The sequence below is a fragment of the Streptomyces sp. CC0208 genome (assembly GCF_003443735.1).
GTDB lineage: Bacteria > Actinomycetota > Actinomycetes > Streptomycetales > Streptomycetaceae > Streptomyces > Streptomyces sviceus.
On sequence record NZ_CP031969.1, the window covers coordinates 8607951 to 8629788 of the forward strand.

The following is a 21838-nucleotide window of genomic DNA, read 5'->3' on the forward strand; positions in this document are numbered from 1 at the left end:
GGGAGCACGGTGTCGGACCGCATGGTGAGGCGAGGGACGGGCGCGGTGTGGAAGGGGCGTCGGCTGACGGTGCAGGGGTGGTTCTACCTGCTGCTGGCCGTCATGACGCTGCTGGTGGTGGTCGGCAGCGTGGTCGGCGCCGGTCTGCTCAGCCGGACGGCGGAGGTGAGCGACCAGCTGCTGCGCCGTATCCAGCCCGCCCAGACCGAGGCGTACCGGCTGCAGGCGGCGCTGGCCAACCAGGAGACGGGTGTCCGCGGTTACGCGATCTCCGCCGACCGGCAGTTCCTCGCCCCGTACACCCAGGGCAAACGCGACGAGGCGAGCTCGGCCGCCCGGTTGCGCGGGTTCATCGGCGACCGGCCCGAACTGCTTGCCGACCTGAGGGCCATCGAAACGCAGGCGGCCGACTGGCGCCGCACCTACGCCGAACCGCTCGCCGCCTCGGTCACACCGGGGCGTCCGAAGCCGCTGGACCAGCAGAAGGCCGATCAGGGCAAGAAGGAGTTCGACCGGCTGCGCGCCCTGTGGGCCCAGCAGAACACCGACCTGGCGAAGGCCGTGGAGAAGGGCCGTGCCCATCTCATCCACGAACGGCACGTGCGCGACTCGGTTCTGGCGGGCATGGTCGCGTTCTTCCTGCTGGTCGGAGTCGCCTGCGCCGTCCTGGTCCGGGTCCTGGTGACCCGCCCGCTCGAGGCGCTGACCACGGCGTCCCGGCGGGTGGCGGGCGGCGACTTCTCGTACGTCATCACCGGTGGCGGCCCGGCTGATCTGACGGCGGTGGCCAATGCCGTCGAGGGCATGCGCTGGCATGTCGTGGCCGAACTCGAGGCATCCCGCGCCCAGGAGCAGGAGCTGACCAGGCAGGCCGCCGACCTGGACGCCCAGACCGAGGAACTGCGCCGCTCCAACGCGGAACTGGAGCAGTTCGCCTACGTCGCCTCCCACGATCTGCAGGAGCCGCTGCGCAAGGTCGCCTCGTTCTGCCAGCTGCTGGAGAAGCGTTACGGCGACGTCCTCGACGACCGGGGCCGGCAGTACGTCGACTTCGCCGTCGACGGGGCCCGGCGCATGCAGGTCCTCATCAACGACCTGCTGACCTTCTCCCGGGTCGGGCGGGTCAACGACGCCCGGGTGCCGGTCGGTCTCGACCAGGCGCTGGACAAGGCGCTGGCCAACCTCGGGACGGCCGTCGAGGAGTCCGGCGCCCGCGTCGACCGCCCGGAGCAGCTGCCCCAGGTCGTCGGGGACCCCACCCTGCTGGCCATGCTCTGGCAGAACCTGGTCGGCAACGCCCTCAAGTTCCGCCACCCCGACCGCACCCCGCACGTGTCCATCACCTGCGGAACGGACCCCGACGAACCCGACAGCCTGCTCGTGTGCGTCACGGACAACGGCATCGGCATTCCCGAGCAGTTCACCGAGAAGGTGTTCGTGATCTTCCAGCGGCTGCACGGCCGGGACGCCTACGGTGGTACCGGCATCGGTCTGGCACTGTGCAAGAAGATCGTGGAACAACATGGTGGCAAGATCTGGATCGACACCGCACACACGGACGGCACGCGCTTCTGCTTCACCCTTCCGTCCATCGCCGAGATCCCGGAGGCGTCCGGTATCGGCACCGAGGAGAAGGCCCTTATATGACCACCCCCGACGCCAGCCCCATCGACGTGCTCCTCGTCGAGGACGACCCCGGCGACGAGCTGATGACCCGTGAGGCGTTCGAGGACAACAAGATCGGCAACACGCTCCATGTGGTTCGGGACGGCGAGGAGGCACTCGACTTCCTCTACCGGCGCGGCGACCACACGGACGCGCCTGAGCCCGATCTGATCCTGCTCGACCTCAACCTGCCCAAGTACGACGGGCGTCAGGTCCTGGAGAAGATCAAGTCCGACCCGGAGCTGGCCCACATCCCGGTCGTCGTCCTCACCACCTCCGCGGCCGAGGAGGACATCCTGCGCAGCTACAAGCTGCACGCCAACGCCTATGTCACCAAGCCGGTGGACCTGGACCAGTTCATCGCCGCGGTCCGTCAGATCGACGACTTCTTCGTCCAGGTCGTCCGTCTGCCACGCCACTTCTGAAACCGCTGCCCGACCGGTGGGCCGTAAGGGAACCGTCCCTGCCCCGCCCGGTCGGCGACGCGGATCTCATCCGCGCTCGCTGAGGTACGCGTCCAGCTCCGCGGCCCCGGCCGGCATCGCCCGGCCCCGAACGGAGAGCCGGCTCCGCCAGTCGCGCAGCGCGTCCTCCAGCGGCTCCAGTCCGCCGGCCTCCCGCAACTGGGCGATCAGTGGGGCGACCTGCTCCAGCGGACAGCCGCCCCGCCGGAGTTGACGGGTCAGCAGTCAGCGCGTCACGGTGCGGCCGCACCAGCCCGGCACGCTCCCATGTGCGCAGCGTCGCGGGCCGGATCCCCGAGCCGCCTCGACGACCGGCGGACCCTCCAGGCCGTGGAGCGGCCACTGCGCGACCTGGCCCCCAGCTCGGCGTGGCTCTCGTCGACGAGCCGGAACGCGTCCTCGACGGCGCCCTCGTTCACCGCCCGCATGATCGCCGTGGCCGTCCGGTGCCCGTGGCCCGGCAGCAGGGCGAGGAAGGTGCGCGGGGCGCACGCGTGCAGCGGCGCGTAGACGCGGTAGCCGTGCGGTCCCTGGGCGGAGAGACAGACCGTACCCGTGCGCCAGGTCGGCCGACCTGAGGCGCCCAGCGCGGGGAGTGGACGCACCCCCCGTGCCCCGCGTGTCCCCGTGGTTCGGGGACGCCCCGCTCGTCCCGAGGAGCTAGTCGCCGCCACCCTCAGGTCGTCGAACTCACGTCTCACTGACCGTTGTTTGTTCGAACCTACGAAGTTCCCACGTAGTGGGTTACTGATCGCGCCGCGCACTGGTAGGAAACATTCCTAACAATCAGGTCTGGACCAACTTCCCACCCCCCACCTCCACTTGGAGCCCCCGTGGAACCTGACACAGTGCACCCGGCCGCCCACCCGTCCCGCCGCACCTTGCTCGCTCTCATGGGAGCGGCGACCTGCGCCGGAATGCTCGGCTCCGTGCCCGCCGCGGCGGCGTCCGCGGCCGCACCGGGCCTCGACGACCCCGCGAAGAAGGAGATCGCCATGAAGCTGGTGTCGAGCGCGGAGAACTCCTCGCTCGACTGGAAGGCGCAGTACCGGTACATCGAGGACATCGGTGACGGCCGCGGGTACACCGCCGGCATCATCGGCTTCTGCTCCGGCACCGGCGACATGCTCGACCTCGTCCAGCTCTACACCGACCGCAAGCCCGGCAATGTCCTCGCCAGGTATCTGCCGGCGCTGCGCCGCGTCAACGGCACCGACTCCCACTCCGGCCTGGACCCGAACTTCCCCGCCGACTGGCGCAAGGCCGCCCAGGACACGGCGTTCCAGCAGGCGCAGAACGACGAACGCGACCGTGTGTACTTCAACCCCGCCGTCAGGCAGGGCAAGACGGACGGGCTGCGCGCACTCGGCCAGTTCGCCTACTACGACGCCATCGTCATGCACGGCGACGGCGGCGACGCGACCAGCTTCAGCAGCATCCGCCGCCGGGCCCTGCGCCAGGCCAAGCCCCCGGCCCAGGGCGGCAACGAGACGACGTACCTCAACGCCTTCCTCGACGCACGCGTGTGGGCGATGAAACAGGAGGAGGCACACAGCGACACCAGCCGGGTCGACACCGCCCAACGCGTCTTCCTGCGCCAGGGCAACCTCGACCTGAACCCGCCCCTGGACTGGAAGGTCTACGGCGACAGTTACCACATCGGCTGACGCAGAAGAGACGACGGCCCGGTGCGCCACAGCACCGGGCCGTCGCCGCTCCCGGAAAGCGCGCCGACCACGCCATGCCGTGAAAACCCTCTCGGCACAGCGTGTTTGCCGTCGAAGCAAGCGGTAACGCGATGTCCATGAGTGAATCGAACGAGCAGACGAACCAAGATTCCGCGAACACTCGGACCGCGGCGGCCAAGGCGCGTGGTACCACGGCGAAGGCGACCGCCCCGGCCACCAAGGCGGCGAACAAGGCCGCCTCGAAGACGGATGACGTCGCGTCGGCGGGCAAGGAGGCGGCGGAGCGCACGGCCAAGACGGTGAGCGGGGCCGCGCAGACCGCGGCGAAGAGCGTCGAGTCCGGCCGCCAGACCGTCATCGCCGCCTCCGGGCAGGCAGCGGCCGTCGCCAAGACGGCCTGGACGGTGATCGCCCAGCGCAGGCTCATCGCGGCGGGCGTGGGTGCGGGCCTGACCGCGCTGACCGCCACGTCCTACGCCGTCGGCCGACGTGCAGGACGTCACACGCACGGTCCGATCACCCGCCTGACCGGCGGTCGGATCTGACGCGGCAGGAGCGGGCCCGGGGGCATTCCTTCGCGGCGCGGGCGTACCGACTTCCTCTCACCGCTCCTGCGACAGCAGGTCGTTGAGCCGGGCGCCCGCCGCCCACCGCCGCAGAGCGGACCCGTCCAGGAGACGGATCGTCCGCTCCCTGTGGGCCCACCGTAAGTCGCGGTCGGTGAAGACACCGCGATGCACGACCAGACGCAGCGGCGACACCTGGTCCCCGCGGTGCGGGTGGGGATGCGGCATGTCCTCGTCGGGCAGGGGTTCCGCCACCGGCCGGAAGGCCACGTCGATGCGACGCCCGGCCGCGTCCCGGGCGCACAGGCGCGGCCGGTCCGGGGCGGGCACCAGCCGCACCCGCCACCCGTCCCGGCGCAGCATCCGTGCCACCGCCAACGCGAGTTCCTGGGTGTCGAGTTCGAGCAGCTCGTCCTCGGTGTAGAAGCCCAGACGGCGGCGCGCGCCGGGGCGCGCGTGCCGTATCGCGGCCGTGACGACCACGGTCAGCACGACGACACCGGCGACCGGGACGCCGATCCCGGCGGCGCGGTACCCCGCGGCGAGCACGGCCGCCACCGCGCACACGGCCACCAGGACACCCGTGAAGGCGGGCAGCACGTCGCGGAGTCTGGGGCCGTAGCGTCCCTGGTCCCGCAGCGCGCGCACCGCGTGCCGTTTGCGCGATCGGCGCGACGGGGAAGGGCCGGACGTCCACGATAGGCGTGCCACAGCCCCAGCCCTCCCCATGCCGCCGGTCCGCACCCGTCACTTCACGGATACCCAGCGCGCCGCCAAGTCCCGTGCGGGCAGGGCGAATTCGGCCACGTTCACCCAGCGCACGGAAGCGTCAGAGGGCGCGTCGGAAAACGCCAGGACGCCCCCGGTCCCCGAGCGCCACGGCCTCCCACGGACCGCTCCGCAGGCAGGGCCGTGTCACGGCCCGGCGCCCGCTCTGTGCCGACCCGGTTGCGAGTGCTCGCTCACAGGCGAGGCTGGATACATGGGCACCGGGGCACACGGGAAGGACAGGACGGCCGAGCGAACACGCCAGGGACCGGCAGCGAGCGTCGGCCGACCGGCGAGGAGAGGAAGCCATGGCAGGGGCGGACGACACGGGGACCGTCGGGAGACGACCCCCGGCTGCACCCGCGGCGGGACTCACCGCGGCGCTGGAGGCCATCGGGACCGCGGCGTACGTCGTGGACGAAGAAGGCCACGTCATCGCCGTGAACACCCGCGCCGAAGAGTTGCTGGTCCGCCCCGCCGAGGAGTTCTTCGGCCGCGACGCGCACGACCTGCTGCACCGGGACGCCCACGGCCACGTCCTGCCGCGCAGCCGGTGCCGCATGCGGCAGGCCTTCCACGCCGGGCGCACCGCCCAGGCCGAGGGGGACCACTTCGAGTGCGGCGACGGCTCCCTGCTGCCGGTCTCGTGGCTGATCACGCCGTACGACGTGGACGGCCGGCAAGTCGGCACGCTCGTGCTCGTCCACGCCCAGTCCCCGCCGGAGACCGAGGGGCCGCCCGAGACGGCTGCCGAGTCGATGCCGGAACTCGAGCGGCTCGCCCTGCTGGCCGAGACCACCACCCGTCTGACGTCCACGCTCGACTTCGAGGAGACGCTGCGGCGACTGGTGGCCCTGGTGGTGCCCCGGCTCGCGGACTGGGCCGTCGTCGACCTGATCACCGAGCGCGACGAGGTGTGGCGCACCGCGGTCGTCCACGCGGAGGGCGACGGCCTGGTGCGTCACGAGGACCTTCAGGGACCGATGCCGCCGATCCCGGAAGAGTCGCCGATGCCGCTGTCCAGGGCGCTGCGCGGGGTCGCCTCCACCCTGGCCGGCCCTCAGACCTACGAGCGGGACCCGGATTCCGGCATAGCGGTGGAACAGCGCCGCCTGTTCGAGGTGACCGGCATCCGCTCCGCCGCCATCGCCCCGATCCGCAGCACCCGCGCCGTCCTGGGCGCCCTGACCCTGGGCCGGGCCAAGGACCCGGTGGACTTCACCACCGTAGATCTCCCGCTGATCGAGGACATCGCCCGCCGGGCCGGCCTGGCCCTGGACAACGCGCGCCTCTACCAGCGCCAGCGCAAGGTCGCCGAGACCATGCAGAACCACCTGCTGCCCCAGATGCCCCGGGTGCCCGGGCTGCAGATGACGGCCCGCTACCTGCCCGCTCCCGACGCCTCACAGGTCGGCGGCGACTGGTACGACGCCTTCACCCTCTCCGACGGCGCCACCGCGCTGGCGGTCGGAGACGTCGTCGGGCACGACCTGGAGGCCGCGGCGGGCATGGCACAACTGCGCAACATGCTGCGCGCCTACGCCTGGGCCCACCAGGAACCGCCGAGCCGGATCGTCGCCCGGCTCGACGCTGCGGTCATGCACATCACCGACGTCACCATGGCCACCATGATCTTCGCCCGGATCGAGGAGCGGGACGACGGACACTGGGAACTGACCTGGACCAATGCCGGCCATCCGCCACCCCTCCTGATCAGCCACGACGGCCTGGCCCACTACCTCACCGACGGCCACGGCATCCTCCTGGGCACCGGCGTGCGCACACCCCGCACCGACGCGACCGCCCTGCTGCCGCCCGGCTCCACGCTGCTGCTGTACACCGACGGCCTGATCGAGGCAGCCGGCCGTTCCCTCGACGAGGGGCTTGGGCATCTGCGCCGGCACGCCGCCGCCCTCGCCCACCGTCCACTGGCCTCCTTCACCGACCAGGTGCTGCGCCGGGTGCGGCACGTCCGCAACGACGACGACGTGGCCCTGCTCGCGGTACGGGCGCCCGGCAGATCGTGACCCGGACCACCGGCCCGGCGCTCGGACAAGGCGCCGCCCGTCAACCCCCCGCGCCACTTCGGCGTCCCCTGACCGTGATAGACAACGCCCGTGGGCCCACGGGCCGTGTGCGCCCGCCATCCGGGCGTCCGCTCGACAACAGGACTTGGTGCCAGTGATTCTGAAGACCTTTCGCTGGGCGTTCGCGGTCACCGCGCTCGGCCTGGCCGCAGGAGTGCTCTACGACGGCTGGGCGGCGTTCGGCATCGTGGCGATCCTGGCCGTGCTGGAGATCTCGCTGTCGTTCGACAACGCGGTGGTCAACGCCGGAATCCTGAAGAAGATGAACACCTTCTGGCAGAAGATCTTCCTCACGGTCGGCGTCCTGATCGCCGTGTTCGGCATGCGGCTGGTCTTCCCGGTCGTGATCGTCGCGATCACCGCGAAGCTCAATCCGTACGACGCCGTCCAGCTCGCCCTGACCGACAAGGACCGCTATCAGCAGCTGGTCACCGACGCGCACCCGGCGATCGCCGCATTCGGTGGCATGTTCCTGCTGATGATCTTCCTGGACTTCATCTTCGAGGACCGCGACATCAAGTGGCTGGCCTGGCTGGAACGGCCGCTGGCCAAGCTCGGCAAGGTCGACATGCTGTCGGTCTGCATCGCCCTGGTCGTCCTGTTGATCACCGCCTTCACCTTCGCGACCCACGCCCACCAGCACGGCGGCGCCCACGCCGACAAGGCGCAGACCGTCCTGATCTCCGGCGTCGCGGGCCTGATCACCTACCTGGTCGTCGGCGGCCTCTCCGGGTACTTCGAGAACAGGCTCGAGGACGAGGAGGAACGCGAGGAAGAAGCCCAACAGTCCGGCGGGACCGGCTCCCCGGTCAAACTGGCAGGGCAGGCCGCGTTCTTCATGTTCCTCTACCTGGAGGTCCTGGACGCCTCGTTCTCCTTCGACGGTGTGATCGGCGCGTTCGCCATCACCAACGACATCGTCCTGATGGCCCTGGGCCTGGGCATCGGCGCGATGTACGTCCGGTCCCTGACCGTGTACCTGGTCCGCCAGGGCACCCTCGACGACTACGTCTACCTGGAGCACGGCGCCCACTACGCGATCGGCGCCCTCGCCGTGATCCTCATGGTCACCATCCAGTACCAGATCAACGAGATCATCACCGGCCTCGTCGGAGTGATCCTGATCGGCTGGTCCTTCTGGTCCTCCGTGCGCCGCAACAAGCAGCTCGCGGCGACCGAGGGGGCGACGGAGACGGACTCGGTCCCCGTGCCGTAGCCCCGAAGGGTCCGCCCCCGCCCTCGGCCCCGCCGTGCGCCTCTGCCATGCCCACGGCGAACCGGGGCATCCGACGGGGTATGAAGGCGATGCCGACACGGCGCGTGACGCGTCTGATGGTGGTGCTGGCGCTGCTGCCCCTCGCCGGGGCGTGCAGCGACGATCACGACGGGGCGTCCGGCGGTCCGTCGGTGGCGGGAACACTCCGCGTCGCGGGCTCCGGCGAACAGGTGGTGATCGCCACCGACAACGGCCTGCGGCTGCGCCCGGCCGACGGCCGCGGCGTCACCGTCGACGACCGCGTCGACGAGCACTGGTCCCACCACGGGAAGGTGTGGACGCTCGACCTGTCGTGCGCCCACCGGACCACGGGCGACGGGGCCTGTCCCCGGATGCCGTACGTGGAGATCCCCGACGGCGTGAGCGTCACGGCCACCGCCCGCAACGCCGGCGTCGACGTGGCGGGCGTCGCCGCCGCCCTGGACATCACGACCGTCAACGGCGATGTGACGGTGACCCGTTCCGGACGCGACGACGCCGACGTACGGCTGTCCACCCGCAACGGCTCGGTGCGCGCGACGAGCGTCGAGGCGCGGCAGGTGCACGCGGCCACCACGAACGGTGACGTCGTCATCGGATGTGCCGCGGTCCCGTCGGGCGTCAGCGCCGCGACCGTCAACGGCTCGGTCGACGTCACCGTGCCCCACGACAGCCCGCCCTACCGGGTCGGCGCCTCCACCGACAACGGCCGCGCCACCGTGGCCGTCCCCGTACGCGGGGCCGACCGGGCCCACAGCATGACGCTGACCACGGTCAACGGGGACGTCGACGCCCGCCGGGACTGACCCTCCGCCGGTCACGGAGGCCAGGCGAATGTGGAAGATGTCAGCACTGGTTTGAGCTTGTTCCGCCAGGGCAGACGGCGGGTCAGGTGCTTGGGATCACAGGCCCACCGCGGAAGCGGCCGATTGCGGCTCTCCTTGGTGCGTGCCGCCGAGGCCTCTCCCGCGACAGTCCGAGTGACGTGGCGGATGCGGACCGCCCTCACTCCCACTGCGTAGAGGAGCGAATCATGCTGATGGCCCACCCCGCCCTTCTCACCGACCTGCTCGAGCGCTACGAGGCTCTGCACGTCCTGCACGCGGAGGACGGCAGCGCCGGAGCGCGTCAGCGCCTTGAGGACGTGTCCTACACCCTGTGCATCGCCACGGGCACCCGCGACATCGAATCCGCCCTGGCAGCGGCCCGCCGTCAGGTGTCCGGCGCCCGCCCCAAGGACGACTCACTGGTGGCGGGCGCATGACGTGAGTGGCGGGACCCGATCGGGTACTCGGGTCAGCCGCCGAACACCGGCCGGAGGCGGTCCGCTGTGCCAGGGGCCGCCCCCGCCGGGAACCCGAGACCCTGAGGAGTCCCTGAACATGACGGACGTGTCCGGCACCGGTCCCGCTCCGGCGGACGACCGCAAGGCGCTCACCAACCGCCAGGGCCACCCGGTCCACGACAACCAGAACCAGCGCACGGTCGGCGCACGCGGGCCCGCCACCCTGGAGAACTACCAGTTCCTGGAGAAGATCAGCCACTTCGACCGGGAGCGCATCCCCGAGCGTGTCGTGCACGCGCGCGGCGTGACCGCCTACGGCTGGTTCGAGTCGTACGGCGCCTGGGGCGACGAACCGATCAGCAGGTTCACCCGGGCCAAACTGTTCCAGGAGCGCGGCAAGCGCACCGACCTCGCCGTCCGCTTCTCCACCGTCATCGGCGGGCGCGACTCCTCCTGGGCCTGACCATGACCCACTCTGTGCCGGACGAACGGCACGTCGTGACCCGCTGAACCAGCGTGCACCAGGCCGGCACCGACGGCGACAACGACGGCATGAGATCGTTGGGCCACCGATCCGTGAGAGGCGACCCGAACGATGAATGAGGTGGAGCCCGACGGCTCCGGCACCGCGCCGCGGACGCTGGCCCGGCTGGCTCTGCTCTGCCTGGCGGGAGTGGTCGCGGCGGTGGTGGCCGCGGGTCAGTGGCTGCTTCCGCTGCTGGGCCTCGTGGGCCTCGGCCTGGCGGGTGCGGGCATCTGGTGGGCGCTGGCCCACCGGGGCCTGGCGCGGCTGTGCGGTGCCCTGCTGGCGGTGGCCGCGCCGGTCGCTGTCCTGGTCCTGTACGCGGTCTCCGGCCTGTGGCCGTTCGCGGCCTCGGCCCTGGGCCTGTGGGCGGCGGCACTGGCCTGTGCCAGAAGCGCCCTGCGCCGCCTGCGGGCACCGCGCGCCACGCACTCGCGTCCGGTCCGGCCGCCCCGCAGGCCGGTCCTGATCATGAATCCGCTGTCCGGCGGCGGCAAGGTCGTCCAGCACGCGCTGGTGGAGCGCGCCGAGGCGCTGGGCGCCCGGGTGGTCCTGCTCGACGTGGACAACAGCCCCGATCCGGCGGCGCTGGCCCGCCAGGCCCTCGCGGAGGGCGCGGACCTGCTCGGCGTGGCGGGCGGGGACGGCACCCAGGCCCTGGTGGCGGGCGTGGCCGCGGACCACGACGTGCCGTTCATGGTCCTCGCCGCCGGGACCCGCAATCACTTCGCGATGGACCTGGGCCTGGACCGCGACGATCCGGCAAGCGGCCTCGACGCTCTCACGCACGGCGTGGAGATCCGCGTCGATCTGGGCGACGTGGCGGGCCGGCCCTTCGTGAACACGGTCTCGTTCGGGACCTACGCGGAGATCGTGCAGAGCCCCGAATACCGCGATGCCAAGGCGTCCACCACGCTGGACCTGCTGCCGGACCTGCTGGTCGGCGGGGCCGGGGCACAGCTGACCGCCACGGCGGACGGCCGGCGGCTCGACGCCCCGCACGCGCTGCTGGTGAGCAACAATCCCTACGCGCAGGCCGGCCCGCTGGGTGTCGGACGCAGGTCGCGCCTCGACGGCGGCCGACTCGGTGTGATCAGCCTGCGGATCGAGGGCGCGGCACAGGCCGCCGAACTCGCGCTGCTGGGGGAGCGGGCCAGCGGGATCACTTCGTCGACCTCGCGCCGGGTGACCGTCACGGCCGACGCGGAGACGATCCCGGTGGCCGTGGACGGCGAAGCGCTGCTGCTGCCCCAGCCGGTCGTGTGCACCGTACGACCCAAGGCCCTGCGGGTGCGGGTACCGAGAAACCGTCCCGGCGCGCCGTACACTGCCCCGTCCGTGGACTGGCGCCGTGTGGTGCGCCTCGCCCTCGAACGGACTCCCCTTCCGGCCGTCAAGAACCAGGAGCAGAGCGATGCTTGACCGACCGCAGCCCGAACAGCCGACCTCCCGAGAGCTGTTGCGGGACCTCGCCGCCCTCGACCAGGCGCTGTACGAGGCCGTCACGGTCACGAAGACACCGGCCCTGGACCACGCCCTGCGGCGGCTGTCGGCCGCGGCGGACCACTCCAAGATCTCGTTCACGATCGCCGGACTGCTCGCCCTGTGCCCCGGCCGGCCGCGGCGCGCCGCGGCCCTCGGAGTCGCGGCCATCGGTGTCGCCTCCGCGACCGCGAACATGCTCGGCAAGCGCCTGGTGCGCCGGCCGCGCCCGCACCGCGCCGAGGACTCGCCGTTTCCGGGGCGGCATGTGCCGATGCCCGAGTCCGCGTCCTTCCCCTCGGGGCACACGGCGTCCGCGGTCGCCTTCGCGGCGGCGGTCGGACCCGCGCTGCCGGTCGCCACGGTGCCGCTGGGCCTGTTGGCCTGCGCGGTGGGCTACTCACGGATCCACACCGGGGTGCACTACCCGGGCGACGTGGTCGCCGGTGCCGTCCTCGGCACCGGAGCGGCCGCCGCGGTCCTCGCGGCCGCCGGACGGAACGGAAACGGTCTCCGTCCCTCACGGCGGGCCGGCTGAACAAGCCCTGGGCGAGCGTCAGTCCGACTGCGGGGAGCTGTCCTCGGAGCGCGCGGCAGGTTCGCCCGCGTCGGGCGTGGTGTAGAAGACCGAGGTTCCCTGCTTGGTGCGCTGGGCCTGGTTCCTCGCCACGAGTCCTTCGAGCGTGGTGCGAACGACGGTGGCCTTGATCGTGCGGTCGGGGTGCTGCCTGCCGAGGGCGGTGGAGACCTCGGCCGCTGAGCGGGGTTCCTTCTGCTCGGCCAGATGGTCCCGGACGAGGTCGACGAGGGTGGGCCCGGACCGTGCGGCCGACGCCTTGGACGCGGCCTTCTTTCCGGTCGGCTTCGCGGCCTGCTTTCCGGCCGGTGCGGCGGATTTCCGGGTGCCCGGCCGCTCCTGCGAGGCGGCCTTCTTGCGCGGAGCGGGCACCGACGCGGTGGGCGAGGTGGTGGACGAGACGGCTGCCGCCTGAGTGCCCAGGACCTGCTGGATGTTCAGCAGGACGGTGTGGTCGTGCCGCAGGGCGTCCAACTGGCCTTGGAGCGCCTCGATTTCCCCGCTGAGGCGCTCTTGTTCCTTGAGGTTGCGTTCGAGGTCACCGGCCACCTGGGTGCTGTACTGCGAGGTCAACTCGGTGGTGGCGGGGGCGGATTCGGACATGGGCTGGCACCTCTTCCTGGGGCATGGGCGTGCTGGGTCGCCTGCTTCCGGATGCGCGGTGACCAACTCCTGCCGCACGCCTATGTCGTAGTGATACTACGCAGGACACCTGTCTTGTTCTGTTCTTGTGCGGCACCTGTACGTCTGAGTGTGCTGACCTTGCCTGGACCTCCCGTCGACGAGCTCCCGTTCGGCCCTGGTGCCTCGTTTGCCGCACCTGCTCGGGGAGACCCGGTGGCGCATGAGCGTGCGACGACGTCATCCCCGTACACGAGAGAACCGGGTCCTGCGGCTGTTGGCCCGTCTGGAGCGGGAACCGCGGCAGGACCCGGTGATCGACGGGCTGCGGGCGGGCATACGGTCCCTGCCGCTGGGACGCGGCCGGGACCTGCTGCACGGCACGTGGCTGGGGCATCCCGTCCACCCGCTCCTGGTGCAGGTGCCGATCGGCAGCTGGCTGTCCGCCGCCGTCCTGGACGTCACGAAGGGCCGCCCTCGTGAGGCGGGCCTGCTGGTGGGCGTCGGCCTGGCCGCGGCCGGTCCCGCCGCACTGACGGGTGCCGTGGACTGGGCGGAGCTGCAGCGCCCGCAGTCGCGTGTCGGGCTGGTGCACGCGGTGTCCAACACGGTGGCCGTCGGCCTGTACACGGCGTCGCTCGTCTGCCGCCTCACCGGCCGTACGCGCGCGGGCCGGACCCTCGGCTTCCTGGGACTCGCGGCGGTGGGATCAGGGGGCATGCTGGGCGGTCACCTGGCCTACCGGCAGGCCGCCGGCGTCAACCACGCCGAGGCCGTACCCCATGTCGTCCGGGACCGCTGGCACCGGATCGGCGCGGTGGACGAGTTCCCGCCCGGGCGGCCGGTGCGGCGCGGTGTGGACGACGTGCCGGTCGTGGTGGTGCGCGAGGCCGACGGGTCGATCCACGCGCTGGCCGACCGATGCAGCCATCTGGCGGGGCCGCTGTCCGAGGGGACGGTCTCCGACGGATGCGTGCGGTGCCCCTGGCACGGCAGCGTCTTCCGCCTCTCGGACGGTCTGAACGTCCGCGGCCCGGCCCTCGCCCCGCAGCCGGCCTTCGACGTACGGGTCACCGACGGACAGGTCGAGCTGCGACTGGTTCGGCGCGACGGGCAGGACGGACGAGAACAGCGAGCCGGAGACGGCCGGGGACCGGATCGGCATCGGAACGAGGCAGGACGGGGATCCGCTCATGACCGCACCCACTGACCACCGCATCGGACGACGGGCCCAGGCCTTCCTGCGGCGCACGGGCCGCGACTACGCGGGCACGGAGGACCGGCCTCTGCGCGGCTACCTCGCGGCGATGGCGGCGTTCGGCGCGTACACGGCGGGGTGGGCAACCGCGGTACGGCTTCGGGGGCGCCAGCTGCCCGACCGGCCGGAACCCTGGGACGTCCTCCTGACCTCGGTGGCCACGTTCCGGCTCAGCCGGCTGATCAGCAAGGCGTCGGTGACCAGCCCGTTGCGCGCCCCCTTCACGACCTACGTGGGACCGCAGGGCCCCGCCGAACTGCACGAGGAGGCGCAGCCCGAGAGCGGCAAGGAGACCGTGGGCGAGCTGATGACCTGCCCGTTCTGCATGAGCGTCTGGGTGGCGTCGACCCTGACCGCCGGTCAGCTGCTGTGGCCGCGGGCGACGCGCGCCGCGATGGGCGCGCTGGCGGCGCTGGCCGGGGCGGACGCGTTGCAGCTGGCCTATGGTGCGCTGGTCGACAGGACCGCCGACGGCTGACCCGACGCCCTGCTCATCTGTGGAGTAACCGCTCAAACGTGCGCAAAGCCACGCTTATCTGTCGTGCTCCTGGGCACTTGGAGGTCACCCTGGAGACAGGGGGACCGTCGGCACCACCCCGAGGAGCGACTGTGGACATGCGCATGGGAGTAGAGGAGGAGTTCCACATCCTGGAAGTGGAAAGCGGACTGCTCGTGCCACGTGCCGACGCGGTCCTGCGACGGCTTCCCCGGCGCACCTTCACCCGGGAGCTCCACCAGTCCACCGTGGAGTCGAACAGCGGGGTGCACGCCTCCCTGGCCGGTCTGTACGCCGACCTCACCAGAACCAGACGGCGGCTCGACGCGGCCGCCTCCTCGCTGGGACTCGCGGTCGCGGCGGCGGGCACCGCACCCCTCGCCCCCGGCGTCTGTGGACACCCCACCGCCGACGCACGCTATCGCCACATGGTCGAGGAGTACCGCCAGGTGGCCGACGAGCAGCTCATCTGCGGCGCCCAGGTCCACGTGGACATACCCGACCGCGACACGGCCGTAGGGGTGATGTGCGCGGTCTCGCCCTGGCTGCCGGTGCTGCTGGCGCTGTCCGCCAGCTCACCGTTCTGGCAGGGCACCGACACCGGCTACGCCAGCTGGCGCACGCTGCTCTGGCAGCGCTGGCCCACCGCGGGCCCCGTCGGCTGCTTCGCCGACGCGGCCGACTACGACGCCGCCGTGGACGACATGGTCCGTACCGGCGTCATCAGCGACCCGGGGATGATCTATTACGACATTCGCCCCTCCGCGCACCTGCCCACGCTGGAACTCCGTATCTGCGACGCCTGTCCGCGGGCGGAGACCGTGGTGCTCGTCGCGGGCCTGTTCCGTGCCCTGGTGACCGAGGCCCTCGAACTGCGAGCGGCCGGTGCGGCGGTGTGCGACGGCCGCCACGAATGGCTGCGCGGCGCCTCCTGGCGAGCTGCCAGGTCCGGCCTGGAGGGTGCCCTGGTCGATCCCGTGACGCACCGGGAGGCTCCCGCCGCCGACGTCGTACGCGGGCTGCTCGCCCGGTTGCGTCCCGCGCTGGAGGCCCACGGCGACTGGGAGACGGTCAGCGATCTGACCGGGGCGGCCCTGGCGGAGGGCAGCGCCGCCGAGCGTATGCGTCGCACAGCGCGGGAAGAGGATCTGCTGGCCTGCACCGACCTGCTGATCGCGGAAACCCGCGGCGAGCGGCGGCGTCGCGGGCAGGCTCCCGTCGCCCGCGGGAAGGTCCCGCGCTTCGTCGCGGGCACGGCGGGTTCCGGTGCACCGGAGGTCCTGGGCAGCTGACCCGATTCCGCGCGGCGCGCGTCCGGGCCGCCCACCCGTCCGTCCTTCACCCGACAAGCCCCGAGGAGAGGTTTCGTCCATGTCCAGCAATTCCGCCCGGGTCGCGACCGGCAGGCGCGACCCGGGGTCCCCGTCCCGAATCGTGGCCGACGGCTCCTGGGAAGGGGGCGGCGCGTCATGTGCGGTCTGAGTGGTGAGATCCGCTTCGACGGCAGCCGACCCGACCTGGCGGCCGTCGGGCGCATGACCGACCGGCTCGCCGCCCGCGGACCCGACGGCCAGGGCATCTGGACACAGGGCGCGGTGGCGCTGGGACACCGACGGCTGAAGATCATCGACCTGTCCGACCTCGGCGCCCAGCCGATGACCGACGCCGACGGCGAGATCACCGGCGTCTTCAACGGCTGCGTCTACAACTACCAGGAGCTGCGCGAGGAACTCCGGCGCCTCGGGCACCGCTTCAGGTCGACGTCCGACACGGAGGTCGTGCTCCACGCCTACCGGCAGTGGGGAACCGCGTGCGTGGAGCACTTCCACGGCATGTTCGCCTTCGCGCTCGTCGAGCACCGCACCGGCCGTCTCGTGCTGGGCCGCGACCGGCTGGGGATCAAGCCGCTGTATCTGGCGCCGACGCCGGACCGGCTGCGGTTCGCCTCCTCCCTGCCCGCCCTCCTGGCCGCCGGGGACGTGGACACCTCCGTCGATCCGGTAGCCGTCCACCAGTACCTGAGCTGGCACGCCACGGTCGCCCCGCCGCGCACCGTCCTGACCGGGGTGCGCAAACTGCCGCCGGCCACCGTACGGGTCGTCGAACCGGACGGCAGCCACCGCGACCACCGCTACTGGCAGCCGTCCTACACGCGGCGGCCCGAGTACGCGGACATGGGGCCCGACGAGTGGCGGGACGCCGTGCTGGAGGCGCTGCGCACGGCCGTACGCCGCCGGATGGTCTCCGACGTGCCGGTCGGCGTCCTGCTCTCCGGCGGCCTGGACTCCAGCCTGATCGTCGCGCTGCTCGCCGAGGAGGGCCAGCGCGGCCTGAAGACGTTCAGCGTGGGGTTCGAGGCCGAGGGCGGCGAGCAGGGCGACGAGTTCCGCTACTCGGACCTGGTCGCCCGGGAGTTCGGCACCGACCACCGCCGGATGATGGTGCCCTCGGACCGGGTCTCGACCGCCCTGGACGACGCCGTCGCCGCGATGAGCGAGCCGATGATCAGCCACGACGTGGTCGCCTTCCACCTGCTGTCCGAGCAGGTGTCCAAGGAAGTGAAGGTCGTGCAGAGCGGGCAGGGCGCCGACGAGGTGTTCGCCGGCTATCACTGGTACCCGGAGCTGGCCGCGGTCGGGCGCGAGGAGGAGCCGCAGAGGTACGCCGAGACGTACTTCGACCGCCCCCACGCCGACCTCGAGGGGATCCTCCAGCCGCACATGCTGCCCGAGGACGACGTGTCGGGCCGTTTCGTCAGGGATCACATGGCACGTCCCGGCGCGCAGACCGCCCTGGACGCGGCGCTGCGGCTGGACACGCACGTCATGCTCGTCGACGACCCGGTGAAGCGGGTCGACAACATGACCATGGCCTGGGGACTGGAAGCTCGCGTGCCGTTCCTCGACCACGAACTGGTGGAGCTGGCCGCGGCCTGCCCACCGGAGCTCAAACTCGCCGACGACGGCAAGGGCATACTGAAGGAAGTCGGCCGCAAGCTCCTGCCGCGGGAGATCGTCGACCGGCCCAAGGGCTACTTCCCGGTCCCCGCCATCCGGCACATGGCCGGGCCCGTCCTGGACCGGGTGCGCGAGGCGCTCGCCGCGCCCGAGGCGAAGAAGCGGGGGATCTTCCAGGAGTCGTATGTGGCCGAACTCCTGGCGGCACCCGACGAGCACCGGACCAAACGCGGCGCCAACGCCCTGTGGCAGGTGGCACTTCTGGAGATATGGCTGCAGACGCACGGAATCACGTGACCGGCGAGCCCTCCACCCGGCCTCCGCACGCGGCGGCGCCCGCAGCGGCGCGGGCCCCCGCCCAGGCCGCGGCACCCGCCCCGATGGCGCTGCCCGAGGCAGAAGGCCCCCGGGACGCCGTGACCCGGCTGCGCGCGCACGGCTGCTGGTATCCCTCCGCCGATCCCGACGGCACCCGGGTGGCCTTCATCTGTGACCGGGGCGGCGTCCCCCAGCTGTGGGCCGGACCCGTGGACGGGGAGGGGATCCGGCTGCTCGACGCCTCCCCGGATCCCGTGAAGGAGGTGTCCTGGTCACCCGACGGCCGCTGGATCGCGTACACCACCGCACCGGGCGGCGGAGAGCACTCACGGGTGCTGTGCGTGCGCCCCGACGGCACCGGTCGCCGCCTGCTGGCCGGTGCCGACCCGGAGAGCTCCGCCTACCTCGGCTGCTGGGCCCACGACGGCTCGGCCGTCGCCGTCACGCTCGCCGCACCGGCCACCGCCCGGAGTGACGGTCTGTGGCGGTCGGCGGACGGGGCCCCGGCCCACTGGACGGCCCGGGACGGCCCGGCGACCCTCCTCGGCGCCACCGCGTACGCCGAGGGGCCGGGCGGGACACCCGTCACCCGGCCCGGCGGCGGCCTGTCCGCCTACCTGGTCGACCCCGACGGTCTGGCCTCTCCCGTGCTGCTCGGGAACGAACCGGACGCCCCCACGCTGCGGGTGTGCGACCTCAGCCGCGACGGCCGGCTCGCGCTGCTGCGCCGGGGGCCGCGCGGACGGCGGGAGGCGGTCGTCCGGCGCCTCTCCGACGCGGTGACGACCTTCACCCTGCGGGTCGCCGACGGGGACCCGTGGATCGGCCGTTTCTCCCCCGACGGGCGGACGCTGTGGCTGCGCAGCGACGCCGACCGGGAGTACGCGGCGCTGTTCGCCGTCGCTCTCGACGCCGACGGCACGCCGCGCGCCAGGACCGTCGTGGCGGAACGCGAGGACAGCGACCTCGAACTGCTGGCGATGGCGCACGACGGCCGGACGGCCGTGCTCGCCTGGAACATGCGGGGCGCCGGCGACCTCGAGATCGTCGAGACCTCCCCGTGGCACGGAGCCCCGGACACCGCCGGACCCGCGCGGCCGGTACCGCTGCCCCACGAGGTCGTCACGCGGATCACGGCGGCCGGGACGGGGCGACTGCTGCTGGCGCTGTCCGGTTCCCAACGCCGCCCCGGCGTGTGGTGGGCCCACGAAGGCGTGTCCCTGCTGCGCACGCCGTGGTCCTCCCGGGACGAGGACGCCGTCCCGCCGGGCCGCCCGCCGGTACGGCCCGTCCTCTCACGCCTCGCCGCCCGGGACGGCCTGCCCCTCAGCGGCTGGTACTACCGCGCCCCGGGACGTGCCCCGAACGAGCCCGCGCCCTGTGTGATCCACCTGCACGGCGGCCCCGAGGACCAGGAACGCCCGGTGTTCGACCCGCTGTACCACGAGCTGCTCGGGCGCGGACTGGACGTCTTCGCCCCCGACGTCCGCGGCTCCGGCGGACACGGCCGGTCCTTCGTCGACGCCGACCTGGGCACCGGCCGCTTCGCCGCCCTCGACGACGTCGCGGACTGCGCGGCGCACGCGGTCACGGCGGGCCCCGCGGACCCGACCCGGCTGGCGGTGATGGGGCGTTCGTACGGCGGCTACCTGACCTTCGCCTCCCTCGTGCGGCACCCGGACCTGTTCCGTACCGGCGTCGCCGTCTGCGGCATGTCCGACCTGCTGACCTTCTTCGCCGGTACCGAGCCCTGGATCGCGGAATCGGCGGCGCACAAGTACGGCCACCCGGAGCGCGACCGCGAGCTGCTGCACGCCCTGTCGCCGATGAGCCGGATCGACGCGCTGCGGGTCCCGCTGCTCGCCGTCCACGGCGAGCACGACACCAACGTGCCGCTGGGGGAGTCGGAACAGTTCGTACGGGCCGCGCGGGAGCGCGGTGTCCCCGCCGAACTCCTCGTCCTGCGTGACGAGGGGCACGACTTCCTGCGCGCGGACAACAGGCGCCTGTTCCGCCGGGCCGCCGCGGACTGGATGGAACGGCACCTGCATCCCTGAGGACGGCATGTCAGGACACTGCGGGTGGTGGCGCGGCGCTGAGGAGGCCCTTGCCGGTGATCGCGGCCAGGGACAGCGTCCGGTATCCCATGGACTCGAACAGCACGGTGATGCGGTCACCCTCCTCGCTCATCACCGTGCCCTCTCCCCACTCCGTGTGCAGCACGCGCGTACCCGCCGGAAAGGGAATGTCCCCGGACTTGGAGGACTTGGAGGACTCGCGGGCCGCGCACATGTCGCAGGCCCCGCACGGGTCGTCGTACGGCTCCCCGAAGTAGCCGAGCAGGAAGCGGCGTCGGCAGCCCGTGGTCTCGGCGTACCCCAGCATCATGGCCAGCCTCGACTGCTCCAGCCGTCTGCGTGACTCGGCCTCCTCGGCCGCGCGTGCGGCCGCCTCCCCGGCCGTCGTGCCGGCCACGGCACGCACCCGGCCGTCGTCCTCGGTGTCCACCGCCCCGGCCTGGGCCAGGAGGTTGACAGCCGCCGTCACGCGTCGGCGCGTGAGCCCCGTGTCCTTCGCGAGGGCGTCCGGCTCGACGGGCGCGTCGCGCTCGTGGATGTGCTCCGCGACCGTGCCGAGGGTGTCCTCGTCCGGCGCGCGCGTGGCGAACATGCGCTGCAACCCGCTGTCCTCCGCTCGGTAGTGCAGGACGGCGACCGCGGGCCCCCCGTCGCGGCCCGCCCGGCCGATCTCCTGGTAGTAGGCGTCCAGCGAGCCGGGTACGGACGCGTGCAGCACGAACCGTACGTCCTCCTTGTCGATGCCCATGCCGAAGGCGGAGGTGGCGACCACGACGTCGAGCTCCCCGGCCAGGAACGCGTCGTGCGCCCGGGAGCGCTCACCGGCTGTCAGCCCGGCGTGGTAGGCGGCGGCCGACAGACCCAGCTCGGCGAGGTCGGCGGCGTACGCCTCGGCGTCCCGGCGGGTGGCGGTGTACACGATGCCCGGCTTGGGCTCCGCCGCGGCACGCTCCACGACCACCCGGCGCTTGTCCGTGTCGTCCAGGAAGCGGCGCACCTCCAACGCGATGTTCGGCCGGTCGAAGCCGGCTACGACCAGCGCCGGATCCTCCAGGCCGAGCCGCTCCACGATCTCCTCGCGCACCGGTGGGGCGGCCGTGGCGGTCAGGGCGAGGATCGTGGGCCGGCCCACCCGCCGAGCCGCCTGGGCCAGGCGGAGGTAGTCGGGGCGGAAGTCGTGGCCCCAGGCGGCCACGCACTGGGCCTCGTCGACGACGAACAGCGAGGGCGCGGCACGGGCCAGCCGCTCGACCACCTCGTCCTTGGCGAGCTGCTCGGGGGAGAGGAACAGGAACTCGGCGTCACCGTGCCGGACCGCGTCCCAGGCGGCCTGTGTCTCTCCGGCCGCCTGGGCGGAGTTGACCGCGACGGCGTCCGGGGCGTCGGCGTGGCTGAGCAGGCCGGCGATCTGGTCCCGCTGGAGGGCGATGAGCGGGGAGACCACGACTGTGGGCCCGGGAAGCAGCAGCCCGGGCACCTGGTACACCGCCGACTTGCCGGCGCCGGTGGGCATCACGGCCAGCGTGTCCCGGCCCCGCATGACCGCTTCCATCGCGGTCAGCTGCCCCGGCCGCAGCTCGCTCCAGCCGAACACGTCGTCGGCGGTGCGCGCCAACCGCTCCACAACGCCGGGCCTCTTCCTGCCGGGCATACCTGGCTCCCTCCCCCGGACTCCGGGACGGCGTCGGACCAGCCGCTCTCCTCGGCCGGGCACCGTACGGGCACCGCGTTCCCCGTCTGCTGGGACACA

The 21838-nt window shown here is 72.3% G+C and carries 18 protein-coding genes and 2 pseudogenes; 16 read left to right on the forward strand and 4 right to left on the reverse strand.

Translation table 11 applies throughout. From position 1 onward, the window contains the following. Positions 1-21: 21 nt before the first annotated feature. Together D1369_RS39540 and D1369_RS39545 are read left to right on the forward strand one after the other, a co-directional pair. Positions 22-1647: a sensor histidine kinase gene (locus D1369_RS39540; RefSeq protein ID WP_037902942.1), complete on the forward strand. Its 1626-nt coding sequence runs from the start codon at positions 22-24 to the stop codon at positions 1645-1647. Beyond that, the gene (locus D1369_RS39545) at positions 1644-2090 is read left to right on the forward strand and encodes a response regulator (RefSeq protein WP_007379621.1); all 447 of its coding nucleotides are present in this window, start codon (positions 1644-1646) and stop codon (positions 2088-2090) included. The genes D1369_RS39540 and D1369_RS39545 overlap by 4 nt, the downstream gene beginning before the upstream one ends. A gap of 66 nt (positions 2091-2156) precedes the next feature. On the opposite strand, the pseudogene D1369_RS39550 reads toward D1369_RS39545, so the two are convergent. After that, a pseudogene (locus tag D1369_RS39550) lies at positions 2157-2693 on the reverse strand (MerR family transcriptional regulator). A gap of 329 nt (positions 2694-3022) precedes the next feature. Here D1369_RS39550 and D1369_RS39555 point away from each other — a divergent pair. Further along, positions 3023-3796 (forward strand): chitosanase, encoded by a 774-nt coding sequence (locus D1369_RS39555; RefSeq protein WP_237557761.1) that lies wholly within the window; start codon positions 3023-3025, stop codon positions 3794-3796. Between the two features lie 131 nt (positions 3797-3927). Then, complete coding sequence (locus D1369_RS39560) at positions 3928-4362, forward strand: hypothetical protein (protein WP_037898712.1); 435 nt, start codon at positions 3928-3930, stop codon at positions 4360-4362. Between the two features lie 57 nt (positions 4363-4419). Here D1369_RS39560 and D1369_RS39565 read toward each other — a convergent pair whose 3' ends face one another. After that, entirely contained in the window at positions 4420-4983 is a 564-nt protein-coding gene (locus D1369_RS39565; RefSeq protein ID WP_346426747.1) for a hypothetical protein, read from the reverse strand. A 476-nt stretch (positions 4984-5459) separates the two neighbouring features. Here D1369_RS39565 and D1369_RS39570 point away from each other — a divergent pair, with 476 nt between their 5' ends. The 7 genes and pseudogenes from D1369_RS39570 to D1369_RS39600 all read left to right on the forward strand — a co-directional run bounded on the left by D1369_RS39570 (position 5460) and on the right by D1369_RS39600 (position 12321). Next, positions 5460-7178: a SpoIIE family protein phosphatase gene (locus D1369_RS39570; RefSeq protein WP_007379618.1), complete on the forward strand. Its 1719-nt coding sequence runs from the start codon at positions 5460-5462 to the stop codon at positions 7176-7178. A gap of 154 nt (positions 7179-7332) precedes the next feature. After that, positions 7333-8454: a DUF475 domain-containing protein gene (locus D1369_RS39575; RefSeq protein WP_037898710.1), complete on the forward strand. Its 1122-nt coding sequence runs from the start codon at positions 7333-7335 to the stop codon at positions 8452-8454. 89 nt (positions 8455-8543) lie between these two features. Continuing rightward, positions 8544-9299: a DUF4097 family beta strand repeat-containing protein gene (locus D1369_RS39580; protein ID WP_106433578.1), complete on the forward strand. Its 756-nt coding sequence runs from the start codon at positions 8544-8546 to the stop codon at positions 9297-9299. Positions 9300-9526: 227 nt separating this feature from the next. Next, positions 9527-9757, forward strand: a complete 231-nt coding sequence (locus tag D1369_RS39585) for a DUF5133 domain-containing protein (RefSeq protein WP_007379615.1) — start codon at positions 9527-9529, stop codon at positions 9755-9757. Positions 9758-9875: 118 nt separating this feature from the next. Then, a pseudogene (locus D1369_RS39590) lies at positions 9876-10229 on the forward strand (catalase); the annotation flags it as partial. Positions 10230-10373: 144 nt separating this feature from the next. Beyond that, a complete protein-coding gene (locus D1369_RS39595; RefSeq protein WP_118083017.1) occupies positions 10374-11723 on the forward strand; it encodes a diacylglycerol kinase family protein in 1350 nt (449 codons plus the stop codon). After that, complete coding sequence (locus D1369_RS39600) at positions 11716-12321, forward strand: phosphatase PAP2 family protein (protein ID WP_118083019.1); 606 nt, start codon at positions 11716-11718, stop codon at positions 12319-12321. Before D1369_RS39595 ends, D1369_RS39600 begins: the two co-directional genes overlap by 8 nt. Positions 12322-12339: 18 nt before the next feature. Here D1369_RS39600 and D1369_RS39605 read toward each other — a convergent pair whose 3' ends face one another. Then, positions 12340-12963 carry a hypothetical protein gene (locus tag D1369_RS39605; RefSeq protein WP_037898703.1) on the reverse strand — a complete coding sequence of 208 codons (624 nt, stop codon included), beginning with the start codon at positions 12961-12963 and terminating at the stop codon, positions 12340-12342. Between the two features lie 241 nt (positions 12964-13204). Here D1369_RS39605 and D1369_RS39610 point away from each other — a divergent pair, with 241 nt between their 5' ends. From D1369_RS39610 to D1369_RS39630, 5 genes are all read left to right on the forward strand, one after another. Continuing rightward, a complete protein-coding gene (locus D1369_RS39610) occupies positions 13205-14191 on the forward strand; it encodes a Rieske (2Fe-2S) protein (protein ID WP_007379611.1) in 987 nt (328 codons plus the stop codon). Further along, entirely contained in the window at positions 14175-14717 is a 543-nt protein-coding gene (locus D1369_RS39615) for a DUF1360 domain-containing protein (RefSeq protein WP_007379610.1), read from the forward strand. Before D1369_RS39610 ends, D1369_RS39615 begins: the two co-directional genes overlap by 17 nt. Before the next feature lie 137 nt (positions 14718-14854). Continuing rightward, positions 14855-16027: a glutamate--cysteine ligase gene (locus D1369_RS39620; RefSeq protein WP_118083021.1), complete on the forward strand. Its 1173-nt coding sequence runs from the start codon at positions 14855-14857 to the stop codon at positions 16025-16027. Positions 16028-16204: 177 nt separating this feature from the next. After that, positions 16205-17989: an N-acetylglutaminylglutamine amidotransferase gene (locus D1369_RS39625; RefSeq protein WP_118083022.1), complete on the forward strand. Its 1785-nt coding sequence runs from the start codon at positions 16205-16207 to the stop codon at positions 17987-17989. Then, positions 17962-20067: an alpha/beta fold hydrolase gene (locus D1369_RS39630; protein ID WP_118083023.1), complete on the forward strand. Its 2106-nt coding sequence runs from the start codon at positions 17962-17964 to the stop codon at positions 20065-20067. Before D1369_RS39625 ends, D1369_RS39630 begins: the two co-directional genes overlap by 28 nt. 10 nt (positions 20068-20077) lie before the next feature. On the opposite strand, the gene D1369_RS39635 is transcribed toward D1369_RS39630, so the two are convergent. Next, complete coding sequence (locus D1369_RS39635; protein ID WP_118083024.1) at positions 20078-21739, reverse strand: RecQ family ATP-dependent DNA helicase; 1662 nt, start codon at positions 21737-21739, stop codon at positions 20078-20080. Between the last annotated feature and the right edge of the window lie 99 nt (positions 21740-21838).

What these genes read in the sequence shown, in the direction of transcription:
- D1369_RS39540 (WP_037902942.1), top strand. Translation starts at nt 22, where the DNA reads ATGGTGAGGCGAGGGACGGGCGCGGTGTGGAAGGGGCGTCGGCTGACG.
- D1369_RS39615 (WP_007379610.1), top strand. Translation starts at nt 14,175, where the DNA reads ATGACCGCACCCACTGACCACCGCATCGGACGACGGGCCCAGGCCTTC.
- D1369_RS39610 (WP_007379611.1), top strand. Translation starts at nt 13,205, where the DNA reads ATGAGCGTGCGACGACGTCATCCCCGTACACGAGAGAACCGGGTCCTG.
- D1369_RS39635 (WP_118083024.1), bottom strand. Translation starts at nt 21,739, where the DNA reads ATGCCCGGCAGGAAGAGGCCCGGCGTTGTGGAGCGGTTGGCGCGCACC.
- D1369_RS39555 (WP_237557761.1), top strand. Translation starts at nt 3,023, where the DNA reads ATGGGAGCGGCGACCTGCGCCGGAATGCTCGGCTCCGTGCCCGCCGCG.
- D1369_RS39625 (WP_118083022.1), top strand. Translation starts at nt 16,205, where the DNA reads ATGTGCGGTCTGAGTGGTGAGATCCGCTTCGACGGCAGCCGACCCGAC.
- D1369_RS39620 (WP_118083021.1), top strand. Translation starts at nt 14,855, where the DNA reads ATGCGCATGGGAGTAGAGGAGGAGTTCCACATCCTGGAAGTGGAAAGC.
- D1369_RS39595 (WP_118083017.1), top strand. Translation starts at nt 10,374, where the DNA reads ATGAATGAGGTGGAGCCCGACGGCTCCGGCACCGCGCCGCGGACGCTG.
- D1369_RS39630 (WP_118083023.1), top strand. Translation starts at nt 17,962, where the DNA reads ATGGCTGCAGACGCACGGAATCACGTGACCGGCGAGCCCTCCACCCGG.
- D1369_RS39585 (WP_007379615.1), top strand. Translation starts at nt 9,527, where the DNA reads ATGCTGATGGCCCACCCCGCCCTTCTCACCGACCTGCTCGAGCGCTAC.
- D1369_RS39570 (WP_007379618.1), top strand. Translation starts at nt 5,460, where the DNA reads ATGGCAGGGGCGGACGACACGGGGACCGTCGGGAGACGACCCCCGGCT.
- D1369_RS39600 (WP_118083019.1), top strand. Translation starts at nt 11,716, where the DNA reads ATGCTTGACCGACCGCAGCCCGAACAGCCGACCTCCCGAGAGCTGTTG.
- D1369_RS39580 (WP_106433578.1), top strand. Translation starts at nt 8,544, where the DNA reads ATGCCGACACGGCGCGTGACGCGTCTGATGGTGGTGCTGGCGCTGCTG.
- D1369_RS39605 (WP_037898703.1), bottom strand. Translation starts at nt 12,963, where the DNA reads ATGTCCGAATCCGCCCCCGCCACCACCGAGTTGACCTCGCAGTACAGC.
- D1369_RS39560 (WP_037898712.1), top strand. Translation starts at nt 3,928, where the DNA reads ATGTCCATGAGTGAATCGAACGAGCAGACGAACCAAGATTCCGCGAAC.
- D1369_RS39545 (WP_007379621.1), top strand. Translation starts at nt 1,644, where the DNA reads ATGACCACCCCCGACGCCAGCCCCATCGACGTGCTCCTCGTCGAGGAC.